At 67.5% G+C, this 13,260-nt stretch carries 13 protein-coding genes and 3 tRNA genes; 13 read left to right on the forward strand and 3 right to left on the reverse strand.

Translation table 11 applies throughout. From position 1 onward, the window contains the following. The first annotated feature begins 44 nt into the window (after nt 1-44). Nucleotides 45-3,911 (forward strand): DNA-directed RNA polymerase subunit beta', encoded by a 3,867-nt coding sequence (gene rpoC / locus ACI3KS_RS16175; protein ID WP_404919569.1) that lies wholly within the window; start codon nt 45-47, stop codon nt 3,909-3,911. A 228-nt stretch (nt 3,912-4,139) separates the two neighbouring features. Here rpoC and ACI3KS_RS16180 read toward each other — a convergent pair whose 3' ends face one another. Then, complete coding sequence (locus ACI3KS_RS16180) at nt 4,140-4,742, reverse strand: hypothetical protein (RefSeq protein ID WP_404919570.1); 603 nt, start codon at nt 4,740-4,742, stop codon at nt 4,140-4,142. Between the two features lie 84 nt (nt 4,743-4,826). On the opposite strand from ACI3KS_RS16180, the gene ACI3KS_RS16185 reads away from it, so the two are divergent. Continuing rightward, on the forward strand, nt 4,827-5,744 hold the full coding sequence (locus tag ACI3KS_RS16185) for a carbohydrate kinase family protein (protein WP_404919571.1): 918 nt from the start codon (nt 4,827-4,829) through the stop codon (nt 5,742-5,744). Nucleotides 5,745-5,830: 86 nt separating this feature from the next. After that, nucleotides 5,831-5,915 (forward strand) — tRNA-Tyr (locus tag ACI3KS_RS16190). A gap of 71 nt (nt 5,916-5,986) precedes the next feature. Here ACI3KS_RS16190 and ACI3KS_RS16195 read toward each other — a convergent pair. Next, a complete protein-coding gene (locus ACI3KS_RS16195) occupies nt 5,987-6,325 on the reverse strand; it encodes a hypothetical protein (RefSeq protein ID WP_404919572.1) in 339 nt (112 codons plus the stop codon). A gap of 95 nt (nt 6,326-6,420) precedes the next feature. Here ACI3KS_RS16195 and ACI3KS_RS16200 point away from each other — a divergent pair, with 95 nt between their 5' ends. From ACI3KS_RS16200 to ACI3KS_RS16245, 10 genes are all read left to right on the forward strand, one after another. Next, nucleotides 6,421-6,861 (forward strand): hypothetical protein, encoded by a 441-nt coding sequence (locus tag ACI3KS_RS16200; protein ID WP_404919573.1) that lies wholly within the window; start codon nt 6,421-6,423, stop codon nt 6,859-6,861. A 77-nt stretch (nt 6,862-6,938) separates the two neighbouring features. Further along, nucleotides 6,939-7,430 carry an FBP domain-containing protein gene (locus tag ACI3KS_RS16205; protein ID WP_404919574.1) on the forward strand — a complete coding sequence of 164 codons (492 nt, stop codon included), beginning with the start codon at nt 6,939-6,941 and terminating at the stop codon, nt 7,428-7,430. A 44-nt stretch (nt 7,431-7,474) separates the two neighbouring features. Continuing rightward, complete coding sequence (locus ACI3KS_RS16210) at nt 7,475-8,272, forward strand: enoyl-CoA hydratase/isomerase family protein (RefSeq protein ID WP_404919575.1); 798 nt, start codon at nt 7,475-7,477, stop codon at nt 8,270-8,272. Between the two features lie 88 nt (nt 8,273-8,360). Further along, complete coding sequence (locus ACI3KS_RS16215) at nt 8,361-9,428, forward strand: hypothetical protein (RefSeq protein ID WP_404919576.1); 1,068 nt, start codon at nt 8,361-8,363, stop codon at nt 9,426-9,428. Next, nucleotides 9,425-10,222: an inositol monophosphatase family protein gene (locus ACI3KS_RS16220; protein ID WP_404919577.1), complete on the forward strand. Its 798-nt coding sequence runs from the start codon at nt 9,425-9,427 to the stop codon at nt 10,220-10,222. The genes ACI3KS_RS16215 and ACI3KS_RS16220 overlap by 4 nt, the downstream gene beginning before the upstream one ends. A 145-nt stretch (nt 10,223-10,367) precedes the next feature. Continuing rightward, complete coding sequence (locus tag ACI3KS_RS16225) at nt 10,368-11,486, forward strand: M23 family metallopeptidase (protein WP_404919578.1); 1,119 nt, start codon at nt 10,368-10,370, stop codon at nt 11,484-11,486. A gap of 65 nt (nt 11,487-11,551) precedes the next feature. Then, a tRNA-Thr gene (locus ACI3KS_RS16230) sits at nt 11,552-11,623 on the forward strand. 35 nt (nt 11,624-11,658) lie between these two features. After that, nucleotides 11,659-11,732 (forward strand) — tRNA-Met (locus ACI3KS_RS16235). A gap of 128 nt (nt 11,733-11,860) precedes the next feature. Further along, nucleotides 11,861-12,496 (forward strand): hypothetical protein, encoded by a 636-nt coding sequence (locus ACI3KS_RS16240; RefSeq protein ID WP_404919579.1) that lies wholly within the window; start codon nt 11,861-11,863, stop codon nt 12,494-12,496. Between the two features lie 99 nt (nt 12,497-12,595). Next, nucleotides 12,596-12,757: a hypothetical protein gene (locus ACI3KS_RS16245; RefSeq protein WP_404919580.1), complete on the forward strand. Its 162-nt coding sequence runs from the start codon at nt 12,596-12,598 to the stop codon at nt 12,755-12,757. 28 nt (nt 12,758-12,785) lie between these two features. On the opposite strand, the gene ACI3KS_RS16250 is transcribed toward ACI3KS_RS16245, so the two are convergent. Beyond that, on the reverse strand, nt 12,786-13,046 hold the full coding sequence (locus ACI3KS_RS16250; RefSeq protein ID WP_404919581.1) for a hypothetical protein: 261 nt from the start codon (nt 13,044-13,046) through the stop codon (nt 12,786-12,788). Nucleotides 13,047-13,260: the final 214 nt, after the last annotated feature.

The raw sequence follows: 13,260 nt of genomic DNA on the forward strand, positions 1-13,260 counted from the left end.
CGAAGCCAGACTTCTCAACAAGAATTTCCGACACAGGAGAACTAGTGCTCGAGTCCAACACTTTCGATGAGCTTCGCATCGGCCTGGCGACCGCAGACCACATCCGCGCGTGGTCCTACGGCGAGGTCAAGAAGCCCGAAACCATCAACTACCGCACCCTGAAGCCCGAGAAGGACGGTCTCTTCGGAGAACAGATCTTCGGACCGTCCCGCGACTGGGAGTGCGCCTGCGGCAAGTACAAGCGCGTCCGCTTCAAGGGCATCGTCTGCGAGCGCTGCGGCGTGGAGGTCACCAAGAGCTCCGTCCGTCGTGAGCGCATGGGTCACATCGAGCTCGCCGCTCCGGTCACCCACATCTGGTACTTCAAGGGTGTCCCCTCGCGTCTCGGCTACCTGCTCGACATGGCGCCGAAGGACCTCGAGAAGGTCATCTACTTCGCCGCCTACATGGTCATCTCGGTCGACGAGGATGCTCGTCACCGCGACCTCGGCACGCAGGAGAACAACATCCGCCTCGAGCTGAAGACGCTCAGCGATCGTCGTGACTCGAAGATCGCAGAGCGCCTCGCCAAGCTGGAGGAGGAGCTCGCTGCCCTCGAGGCCGAAGGCGCCAAGGCCGACCAGAAGAAGAAGGTCAAGGACGCCGCCGAGAAGGAGATGTCGCTCATCCGCAAGGGTGCCGACGAGGCGATCGCCAAGCTCGAGCGCGTGTGGGAGGACTTCCGCACGCTCGAGGTGGGCGCCCTCCGCCCCGAGGACGACGTCTTCCACGAGCTGCAGGACCGCTTCGGTCAGTACTTCGAGGCCTACATGGGTGCGGAGTCGATCCAGCGTCGCCTCGCGGCCTTCGACCTCGCAGCCGAGGCCGAGAGCCTGCGTCTGCAGATCTCCGAGGGCAAGGGTCAGCGCAAGATCCGCGCGATCAAGCGCCTGAAGGTCGTCAGCTCGTTCCTCGAGACCGGCATGAGCCCGGCCGCGATGGTCCTCGACGTCGTGCCGGTGATCCCGCCGGAGCTGCGTCCGATGGTGCAGCTCGACGGTGGTCGTTTCGCGACCTCCGACCTCAACGACCTCTACCGTCGTGTGATCAACCGCAACAACCGTCTTCGTCGTCTGATCGATCTGGGTGCGCCCGAGATCATCGTCAACAACGAGAAGCGGATGCTGCAGGAGGCCGTCGACGCCCTGTTCGACAACGGTCGTCGCGGTCGTCCCGTCACCGGTACGGGCAACCGCGCCCTGAAGTCCCTCAGCGACATGCTGAAGGGCAAGCAGGGTCGCTTCCGTCAGAACCTGCTCGGCAAGCGCGTCGACTACTCCGGCCGTTCGGTCATCATCGTCGGCCCGCAGCTGAAGCTGCACCAGTGCGGTCTGCCCAAGCAGATGGCTCTGGAGCTCTTCAAGCCGTTCGTCATCAAGCGCCTGATCGACCTGGGCCACTCGCAGAACATCAAGGCCGCCAAGCGCGCCGTCGAGCGCACCCGTCCCGAGGTCTGGGACGTGCTCGAGGAGATCATCCGCGAGCGTCCGGTGCTGCTGAACCGTGCACCCACCCTGCACCGTCTCGGCATCCAGGCGTTCGAGCCGCAGCTCGTCGAGGGCAAGGCCATCCAGCTCCACCCGCTCGTCTGCGCGGCGTTCAATGCCGACTTCGACGGTGACCAGATGGCCGTGCACCTGCCGCTCTCGGTCGAGGCTCAGGCCGAGGCCCGCGTGCTCATGCTCGCCTCGAACAACATCCTGAAGCCGTCGGACGGCCGCCCGGTGACCCTGCCCTCGCAGGACATGATCATCGGTCTGCACCACCTGACCACGGTCAAGGAGGGCGCTGCCGGTGAGGGCCGTGCGTTCGGTTCGGTCGGCGAGGCCATCCTGGCCAAGGACGAGGGCACCCTCGACCTGCAGGCGAAGGTCCGCATCCGCATCCCCGGTCTGACGTTCCTCGAGGGCGAAGCCCCCGAGGGCTACGAGAGCCACGGCCTCGTCGACGCGTCGCTCGGACAGGCGATCTTCAACGACACGCTGCCCAAGGGCTACCCGTTCGTCCGCGAGCAGGCCGACAAGAACAAGCTGTCGCAGATCGTCAACAAGCTGGCCGAGGAATACCCCAAGGTCGAGACCGCTGCGTCGCTGGACCGTATCAAGGACGCCGGCTTCTACTGGGCCACGCGTTCGGGTGTGACCGTCGCGCTCAGCGACGTCATCACGCCTCCGAACAAGGCCGAGATCGTCGCCGAGTACGAGAAGCAGGCCGAGAAGGTCCAGTCCCAGTACGACATGGGTCTCGCCACCGACGCCGAGCGTCGCCGCGAGCTCATCGAGATCTGGAGCAAGGCGACCGACGAGGTCCAGGAGGCCATGAAGGCCAACTTCCCGGACGACAACACCATCAACCGCATGGTGTCGTCGGGTGCCCGTGGTAACTGGCTGCAGATCCGTAACATCGCGGGTATGCGTGGTCTGGTGAACAACACCAAGGGTGAGTTCATCCCGCGTCCGATCATCTCCTCGTACCGCGAGGGCCTGTCGGTGGCCGAGTACTTCATCGCGACGCACGGTACCCGTAAGGGTCTGGCCGACACCGCTCTGCGTACCGCCGACTCGGGTTACCTGACCCGTCGTCTGGTGGACGTCTCGCAGGACGTCATCATCCGCGAAGACGACTGCGGCACGTCGAAGGGCCTCGAGCTCCCGATCGCCGCTGTCGACTCGCAGGGTGTGCTGGTCCGTGACGCGAACGTCGAGAACTCGGTGTTCGCCCGCACGCTGGCCTCCGACGTGGTCGACAGCAAGGGCGAGGTCGTCGCCTCCGCCGGTGACGACGTGGGCGACGTGCTCATCGACAAGCTGGTCGAGCTCGGCGTCGAGAGCATCAAGGTGCGCTCGGTCCTGACCTGCGACTCCGCCGTCGGTGTCTGCGCGCAGTGCTACGGCCGTTCGCTGGCCACCGGCAAGACGGTGGACATCGGTGAGGCCGTCGGCATCATCGCGGCCCAGTCGATCGGTGAGCCCGGTACCCAGCTGACGATGCGTACCTTCCACCTCGCATCCGCCGGTGACATCACGCAGGGTCTTCCCCGTGTGCAGGAGCTCTTCGAGGCGCGTACCCCCAAGGGTGCATCGCCGATCGCCGAGGCCGACGGCCGCATCACGATCGACGAGACCGACAAGGCCAAGAAGGTCATCCTCACGCCCGACAACGGCGACGAGCCGGTCATCTACCCGGTGCTGAAGCGTGCGACGCTTCTCGTCGAGGACGGCCAGCACGTCTCCGTCGGCCAGCCTCTGCAGGTCGGCACGCTCGACCCCAAGGAGGTCATGCGTGTCATGGGTGCCCGCGAGGTGCAGAGGTACCTCGTCGGCGGCGTGCAGGGCGTCTACCGCTCGCAGGGTGTGCCGATCCACGACAAGCACATCGAGGTCATCGTCCGTCAGATGCTGCGCAAGGTGACGGTCGTCGACCACGCCGACACGACGCTGCTGCCGGGTGAGATGGTCGACCTGAAGCGCTACCAGCAGATCAACCGCGAGGCCGTGGCAGAGGGCAAGCGCCCCGCGTCGGGTCGTCCGGAGCTGATGGGTATCACGAAGGCGTCGCTCGCGACCGAGTCGTGGCTGTCGGCCGCGTCCTTCCAGGAGACGACCCGCGTGCTCACGCAGGCCGCCATGGAGGGCAAGCGCGACCCGCTGGTCGGTCTCAAGGAGAACGTCATCATCGGAAAGCTCATCCCCGCCGGAACCGGACTCTCGAAGTACCGCGACGTCACGGTCGAGGCGACGGAGGAGGCCAAGAGCGAGCGCTACCCGAACCGGATCTTCGCATCCGACGGTGCGTACGCCGACGGCGACTTCGGTTACGTCGACTTCGACGCGTTCTCGACGGACGACATCACGCCGGGCACCTACAATTGACCCGCTCGCGGGTCAAGATTGAGCGAGCACGCGCGTAGCGCGAGCGAGTCGATACATTGAGTTCCTGAGTGAGAAGGCCCCGGGCATCTGCCCGGGGCCTTCTTCGCGCGCGCGGGGCCCGCGTTGCGCGCCGCGTCGACTTCACGTGCACTCGCCGAGTGCACCGGATGCTGAGGTGAAAAGGCCGTGCGTTCGTCGAGAGCACGTGAACTCGACGTCGCGCGGCGTCTAGTCGAAGAGGCTCGCGATGATGCTCGAGGTGTAACCGCTCGGGGCGAGGTTCGAGTAGCGCGTATCGATGAGCACATCGTCGCGCCAGAACAGGGTGCGCCCGTCGGTGACCGGATACTGCGCGTTCTGCCAGGTCTTCTCGCAGCGGGTGCCACCGGCAGGTGTGAAGCAGGTGTAACCCTCGTTCGCCACGAGGCCGTTGAGCAGGTCGAGCGCCGGCCCCCGATTCATGCGCGAGATCGTCGTCGTGAGGCTCGTGGTGTCGGCTCCGGGGTCGGCCCAGATGCAGGTGAGCGTGCCTTCGGGGCCGACGCCGGACGGCCCGAAGGCGGCATCGTTGAGGGGGATGCCCTCGAGCTGCGTCAGCACGTCGGCGGACAGGATCGCCCGACAGTCCGTGGGGAGCGCTGCGGCAGTCGACGTGGGAGTCTGCGTGGGGGATGCCGTGGGCGTGCTCGACTCCGAGGGCGTCGAACTCGCCGCAGGGCTGCTCTCGCTCGTTCCGCCGCCGTTCTCCCCGCCGCCGTCCACCGGGGTGCAGCCGGTGAGGACGGCGAGGAGGAGCAGCGCTGTCGCGGTGGTGACGAGTCGAGGCTTCATGGCCACACCGTATCGCCAGAGGGCTCTCGGATGACAGCGCATGTCGGGTGTTCCTCGCATTCCGAGACGGGTATCGTCGGCGGGATGAGTGAAGATTCTTCCGCATCCAGGAACGCCGTCGTGATCGGGGATGCGTTGATCGACGAGATCAGAGAGGGCGGAGGGGTGCGCGAGCTGGTCGGGGGAGCGGCGTTGAACGTGGCAGTCGGGCTGCGGCGGCTGGGCGTCGCGACCACACTGATCGCGATGGTCGGAGACGATGTGCCCGGGGCGCACATCCGCGAGTACCTCGCTGATCACGACGTCCGGCTCGTCGAGAGCGAGGCGCCGCACGGGTCGTCGCGCGCGATCGTGACGCGCTCGGCCGCCGGTGAGCCCGAGTACGTGTTCAACGAGGCTGCTCAGCGGCGCAGCATCCGCTATTCCGACGAGGCGCGTACGGCGATCGCGGACGCCGATCTCGTGGTCGTCAGCTGCTTCCCGTTCGACGTGCCGGCCGAGGTCGATGCGTTCGTCGCCGCGCTCGGCGACGCCCGTCTGGCGATCGATCCGAATCCGCGCTCCGGGATGCTGAGTGATCGCGAGCTCTTCGTTCAGGGCTTCGAGCGGGTCGTGCCAGGGGCGGCGATCGTCAAGGTCGGCGCCGATGACGCGGCGCTGCTGTACGACGGCGATCTGGGGGCGCTGCGCGCGCGGCTGCGTGATCTCGGTGCCGAGGCGGTTCTCGCGACGGCGGGGTCCGACGGGGCGGTGCTGGAGTCGGATGCCGGGCTCGTCAGTGCTCCGATCGCCGAGCTGCCGGGGCGGATCGTCGACACTGTCGGGGCGGGCGATGCGACGCTCGCGGCGGTCGCAGCGGGGCTGGTGACGGGCGAGCAGGACTGGTCGGAGTTGCTGACACGGGCGATGGCCGTCGCCGCCGCGACGTGCCGGGCAGAGGGCGGACTGCTACGCACGCCGGAGTCGCTCGCGGAGTCCGAACGGGGTGTGCACGGCAGCTGACGCCTCGATTTCTCGTGCCCGCCGGAAACGAGTATGCTTGACACTCGTGCCCCCGGTTGGCTGTCGAAGTCGGGCGGGTGTGCAATGGCGAGTTACCCAAGCGGCCAAAGGGATCTGACTGTAAATCAGCCGTCTTCGACTTCGGGGGTTCGAATCCCTCACTCGCCACCATTTTTGTCTCAGGACACTCACGAGTAAGAGCCCGGCCATCGGCCGGGCTCTTACTCTTTCCACCGGGGGATTCACACCCCGAGCAACCATTCCGCACGACTCTCGTCCACACCGCCGCGCCAGCCGGACAGGGGCGGAGTGACGTCCGACCTCGGCCCGCCCGACCACGCCTCGGCGAACTCGTCGAGCGTCGACACGGCGGCGATCGACCGCTCGAAGATCTCGACGGACGTGAGATGCTCCGGCGTGCGAATCGGCCACCCCGCCGACTCGACCAGACGCACATCCTCTGCGGCGCTCGTCGCCGCCGCGCCGGCGACGCCACCGGTGCGGGTGAAGCGATACCCGTACAGCCGCATCAGGGCATCGAGTTCGTCACCGACAGGGATACGACGTGGTGCAGCAGTCACGGCTGCAGACGAGAGCCGCACTGATTGGCGTGAGGAAAGGACGCGCACGTGCTGAAATCGCGTAATGAATCGCTCTCTCCTGCGTCTCAAGGAGTATGACCACCTTCGATCCGTCCGTGCGCGCTTCGCACGTGTCGGTCGTGCCGAACCGAGGACGCCTCGATCGACGGGCCGCGCTCGACGTCAGCATCGATGATGAGCTGCTGCGTGGGGAACACCGAGGAGCGCATCTGTCGGCGAGCGTCCGCGCAGTGTTGCGCCAGATCGTCGCGCACGAGCTCGACCGCCTCGAACCCCTCAGCGAACGCGCTCTTCTGACCGCGGGAATCGGCGGCATCCTCGGCGCACCCCGCCGCGCCCGCCGGGTGGAGGCCCTGGTCGAGATGAGCCTGGCACGCCGCGTCGACGGAAACGTGCGTCCGACCGTCGCAGGCATCGCCGCCATCCACTCGGCCTCGGTCCGAGACGACGGGCTCGTCTCCACGCACCTGCTGCGCGCGCTCAGGCATGCCGAGATCGACGGCATCCGCCGGTGACGTACGAGCCGCCCGCACGAGTCGACGACCGAGGCGGCAGCGGGATCCGCGGCATCCGATCTGCCTAGACTGGAACGATGCGAGCACTGACCGAAGCCGATGTCCGTGCCTCGTTCGTCAATGCGGATGCCGACGAACTGCGGGTGATGGAGATGCCGCACGATTTCGTCCTCGTCGACTGGGACTACCTCGATTTCTTCGCGTGGCGGGATCCGAGCGCGGGTAAGCGCGGCTACGTGCTGATCCAGCACGACGGCGAGGTCAGGGGAGTCGTGCTCAGGGTGTCGGAACCGGGGCGCACACGCTCGGGCATGTGCAACATCTGTCGCACCATGCAACCCGGCAATCAGGTCGCCATGTTCTCGGCGCGCCGATCGGGCGACGCCGGGCAGCGCGGCGATTCTGTCGGAACCTACATCTGCGCGGACCTCTCGTGCCATGAGAGCGTGCGCCTCGCGCATCCGCTCGCTCCGAACGAGGTGCTCGCGGCGGGGCAGGTCGACTTCCGTCTCGACGGCACCCGTCGGCGCATGGAGGCCTTCGTCAGCCGCGTCTGGGAGCACGGCTGACCCGATTACGCTGGAGGCATCCGTCTGTGCTCGAAGGAGAAGCCATGAACGATGCCATCCTGCTCTCGGTCGACGAAGGGATGGCTCGGCTCACGCTGAATCGTCCCGCCCGGCTCAACGCTTTCAACGCCGACCTGGCGCACGCCTGGCGCGACGCGACGGCGGAGGCGGTGTCGCGAACCGACGTCGATGTGATCCTGTTGGATGCCGCAGGTCCTGCCTTCTGCGCCGGAGGCGACGTGATCGAGATGGCGCAGACGGGAGGCGGAGGTGAAGCGATCACCGCGCTCGCCGAGGTCATCAACTCCGGCATCCGCTCGCTGACCGAGTCGTCGGTGCCCGTCGTGGCGGCGGCGCACGGCACGACGGCAGGAGGAGGGCTCGGCATTCTGCTCTCGAGCGACTATGCGGTGATCGGCTCGCGGTCGAAGATCGGCAGCCTGTACGCGAACATCGGCCTCACGCCCGATCTCTCCGTGTCGGCGCAGCTCGCCCGCGCCGTCGGACAGCGTCGCGCTCTGCAGCTGGTGCTGCAGGACCGTCTGCTCGACGCGGCGGAGGCGATCGACTGGGGACTCGCGGCGGAGTCCGTGGACGGCGCCGATGCGGATGCCGAAGCCGAGGCCGTCCGCGCCCGCGCGGAGGAGATCGCCCGCTTCTGGCTGGCGGGAGCCGCTGCCGCGTACGGGCAGGCCAAGCGTCTGGTGCGCGCGCAGCCGGAGCGCCCGTTCGCCGAGCAGCTCGCCGACGAGGCCAGGACGATCGGTGCGGCGAGGGAGACCGCGGATGCTCAGGCGCGGATCGCCGCGTTCGCCGCAGCATCCGCTCGTCGCCCGAGATGACGCTGCCGCACTGATCCGCCGGCTGGACCGGCGGTGTCGGCGCCCTCGTGCAAGGATGTCAGCACAGCCGCTCATCGAGAGGATCGTCATGTCGCAACCGGAGTCGGTGCAGCCCGCGTCGAAGAAGAACCTGTCCCTACTGATCCGCGGATCGATCTGGATCGCGATCGGCGCGCTCATCGCCGCCGCCCTCGTGTGCGTCGTCTGGGTGCTGATCGGCGACCAGAACGGCCTGATCGGCCGTGCGTTCCTGACGATCGTCCTGCTCGCTGCTTTCGCCGGCATCGTGATCCTCGACGCAGGACTCGCGCCGAACCGTCCGGACTGGCTCGCGCTCGCGAGCATGGTGTCGTGGATCGTCGGACTCATCGTCGGCCTGTTCAAGATCTGGCTGCCCGAGGACGGCATGTTCTTCAGTGCGGGGGAGCGGTTCTTCCAGCTGCTGCTGGTGATCGGCATTCTGCAGCTCGCACTGCTGCACGTGCGGCTGTTCACACCGGCGGCGGCCCGTTACGTCACGCCGCTCACGCGGACGATCTACATCGCGACGATCGTGTTCCTCATCGGTCTCGTCGGCATGCTCGTGTTCTTCCTCACCTTCCCGCAGAGCTTCGACTATCCCGAGATCTACTGGCGGGTCGTCGTCGCCCTGACGATCCTCGCGGCGGTCGGCACCACGCTGATCCCGTTGCTGAATGCGCTGTTCGCTCCCAAGAAGGACCGCATGGCCTCGGCACCCGGATATGCGACTGCTGCCGTGGCACCCGTGCCCACCTCGTGGCCCGCCTACGCCGACGGCATCACGCCCTTGCCCGCGCTCCCGGACGGATCGCCGGACTGGAACGCGTTCTACACCGGCTATCCGAGCGTGCCGCAGGGATATGCGGCGCCGCAGTATGCGGGGCAGCAGTATGCAGGGCAGCAGGCCCCGGCTCTTCCGGGGCAGATGAACGCACCGCAGCCTCCGGCGCCGCAGGCATCCGCTCCTGGGGCCCCTGCGCCCGCTCCCGCGGCGCCGGTCGCCGCCGCGCCCCCTGCTCCCGCCGCGCCGCCCGCGCCTCCGGTCGCGCCTCCGGTCGGAGAGCCGGCATCCCCTGCTCCCGCGCCGCCCGTGCCCGGCTCGTTCCCTCCCGCACCCCCGGTGCCTCCGCAGTGACTGCAGACGTCGCAGCGCTCGCCGAGCTCGCGGCAGAACTCGCCGAAGAGGCGGGAGAGCTCGCCCGCAGGCGTCGGGATGAAGGGGTACGCCTGGCCGCGACGAAGTCGAGCCTGGCGGACATCGTCACCGAGGCCGACCGCGAGGTCGAACAACTCATCCGCGACCGCCTCGCCGCCGAGCGACCCGCCGACGGATTCATCGGCGAGGAATCGGATGCCGGGGCCGGCACATCCGGGGTCACGTGGGTGGTCGATCCCATCGACGGCACCGTCAACTATGCCTACGGCATCCCCGCGTACAGCGTGAGCATCGCGGCGGTCACCGGAGAACCGCATCCCGATCGCTGGGAAGGGCTCGCCGCCGCTGTCCACTCCCCGGCGATCGGCGAACTGTTCACGGCGAGTCGCGGTGGCGGAGCCTGGCACGGCCCGAACCGGTTGCGCGCGACGACCGAGACACCGGCGGGCGCGCTGCTGGCCACAGGGTTCGGCTACGACCCGGCGACGCACGACGGCGACCTCGCCACGGTGCGCCGCGTGATGCCCATGGCCAGAGATCTGCGCCGAGCGGGGTCGGCAGCGCTCGACCTCGCCTACGTCGCCGCGGGGCGCCTCGACGGGTACTTCGAGCGTGGCCTCAAGCCCTGGGACTTCGCCGCCGGAGCTCTGCTCGTGAGCGAAGCCGGCGGCCGGGTGAGCCGGCTGGACACCTCATCGGCGCGGCCGATGCTGATCGCTGCCGGCGGCGACGTCCATGACCGTCTGCGCCGACTGCTCGAGAATGAAACGTGACGAATTGATGGCTTTCCCAGGCGGGACACGGTAGCGTCTACCCGATCGTTGCTTTCATCGGCCCGAACCGATGAGGGTGTCAAGCGCCCCCGAGCTTGATGACTGACCCGAAAGAAACGTCTTGCCCTTCGAGAATCCCCAGGCTGTGCCTGCGCCCACGCGCCGATCCAGCCGACCCCGTTCCGAGGCTGCGCCCACCGCAGCATCCGCGGCTCCTGAGGCGAACACACCCATCGCCGACGCGCCGCAGTCCCGCCGCGCGGTCCGTCAGCGGATCACCGTCGCCGAGGCCGTCGCGCTCGCCGCGGCGCTGACCGCGGATACCGCCACTGCCGCCTCCGCGACCACTCCGCAGCCTCGCCCTGGGGACCCTTTCCTCCGTGCGTCGCTCACTTTCGGTACGACGCCCATCGCCGATGACTCGGCTCCCGCCGCCGAGCCCGCGTCTTCTGCGCAGGGCGCATCGTTCGAGCGGCAGCCGTCGTCCGAGACGGCCGATGACGCGCCGGTCTCGTCCCACGTGGCGCCGCGTCGAGGCCGCAAGATCCTCGCGCTCGGAGCATCCGTCGGCGTCATGGGTGTCGCCGGTCTTCTCGCTGTCTCGATGACGCTCCCCGCGGAGGCACTCGTCGGCGCGTCCGGGCAGAGCGTGGCATCGACCTCCCTGATCGCCCCGTCGTCGACAGCGGAGGCAGCGGATGACGAGATCCAGGCGTTCGTGACCTCGTCCGATGTGCAGAACGAGTCGGTGGCACGGTCGGAGGGCTTCTCCACCGTGTCTCTCGTCGAGGTCGCCTCCGAGCAGGGGATCAAGTTCTCCGACTCGGTCTTCAGCAATGATCCGGATGCGGCGATCCAGTGGCCGTTCATGGTCGGCGTCGGCATGAGCTCGGGCTACGGGCCGCGCTGGGGCACCATGCACCAGGGCATCGACTTCGTGCCGGGTGAGGGAGCGCCGATCCAGGCGATCGCCGACGGCACGGTGCGCATCGCGACCGAACAGGGCGGCGGTTACGGCGTCACGGTGTACATCGATCACGTGATCGACGGGCAGGTCGTCACAAGCCACTACGCGCACATGCAGTACGGCTCGCTGAAGGTCGCCGCGGGTGACACCGTGAAGGTCGGCGACATCGTCGGCAACACCGGCAACACCGGGCACTCTTTCGGTGCTCACCTGCACTTCGAGATCATCATCAACGGATCCACGATCGACCCGCTCCCGTGGCTGCGTGCCAACGCCGGTCGCGACTCGCTCGGCTGACCACGATTTCATGAGACGCCCGTCGAGGTGATAGTCTCATCTGGTTGCCCCGCGAGGGGTAGCACGCCCCGATAGCTCAGTGGCAGAGCACTTCCATGGTAAGGAAGGGGTCGTCAGTTCAATCCTGACTCGGGGCTCACAGTGTTCGTATCTGCGGATGCGGATGCGATGCGGCAGGGTAGCTCAGCTGGTCAGAGCGCACGACTCATAATCGTGAGGTCGCGGGTTCAAGCCCCGCTCCTGCTACAGATCGAAACCCCCGGGAAATCGGGGGTTTTGTCGTATCTCGGACAGTCCTCGAACGACGATGACATGAGGTGCGTCGGGGGAGACTTCACCAACATCCGCCCGGACCCGACAGGTAGGATCGCGTCGTGCGCCTCTACGCCTCGCTCCGGTCGGCGATCGCCATCGCGATCGGGGCCTCTGTCGCCGTCACGGTGTCCGCGTGCGCGACCGGCGCCGGGGGAAGCGCCCCTGCGGGTTCCGAGCAGATCGCCGAGAGCGCGCGCTCCCTCGGCATCGCGCCTGAACTCGTCTACACGACCGATGTCGATGGGTACGAGCTTGCGGCGCAGTCGGTCAACCCGAGCGGCGCTGCCGGTTTGTCGGCGACGTGGTTCAACGAGGCGACGGGCGGGATGCTGACGATCCGCACCGAGCTCGGAGAGATCACCGCCGAGACCTGCACGGCGACTCCGCTGGACGGGACATATGACGCAGCCGTGACCTGCGAAGAGGGCGAGGACGGGCTGTGGCACCGTTCGGCGGGCGACGCGCACGAGTACGTTGTGGCCCGTGACGCCGTGCTCATCCGGGTGAGCGGCCAAGGCGCCCCGGCTGAGGACCTGCGCACCGCGGCGCAGGCGGTGCACGTGCCATCGGCCGCTGAACTCGAACTGCTCTTCTCCGACGTACCCGAGCTGCCGTCGGGGCCGCCGGTCGAGCGCGGCGACATCCCTGACAACGGCGACGGCGCTCCGGTCGACCCGTCGGCGCCTGGCGGCTGATTCACCGGAGCTCCCCCACGAGGAACCTTCCTGTCAACGGGCTCGCCCCTGCGTCGAGAGGCGAGCAGCATGAGGGTCCATCGTTGAGAGGAATCGACCATGTCAGACCCAGGAGAGTCCCAGAACTCGGAGAAGATCGAAGCCGTCGGGGCGGATCCCGACTTCGTCACCACCGATCCGGAACCTGATCCCGACGAGGCGACTCCGGGCGAGGGGCAGAAGCCCGACGTGGAGTCGAGCGGAGAAGCATCGCAGTCCTGAATCGCGAATGAGCACTCCCGCGGCCGTGTCAGGAGCTTTCGAATGAGAGCACTCCGGTGAAGACGAGAATCGGCATCATCACGCCGAGGACCATGAACAGCACTCCGCCGATCCGATACCAGACGAGGATCCGGCCTCTCGGAGCGAGGCGCTCACGCAGCCGCTTCGTGAATCGGGTATGAGAGGCCTGCGCGATGTACACGTCCGCAGGGATCTCAGGACGAAAGGTGAAGAGCACGCCCATCCCGAGCGCCGCAATGCCCCAGATGAGGATGAAGACGTGGCCCACAGGGCGAGCGTAGCGGCAAGGGTGCATCGCATCGCCGCGCCTCCAGATGAAAACAGGTCAACCGCGCGAGATCATGACGTTTCGGCATGGGGTGCCCCTGTGATGGTGGAGTCTGGTCCTGATGGATGAGATGAGTGATGAGCGTGGGAAGAGGCCGCCGATCAGGAGGGTGCAATACACGCCTGCGGAGCGGGCGGAGGCGGTGCGGATCGTG

Origin of the sequence: Microbacterium sp. ZW T5_45, assembly GCF_044987415.1 — a bacterium.
GTDB lineage: Bacteria > Actinomycetota > Actinomycetes > Actinomycetales > Microbacteriaceae > Microbacterium.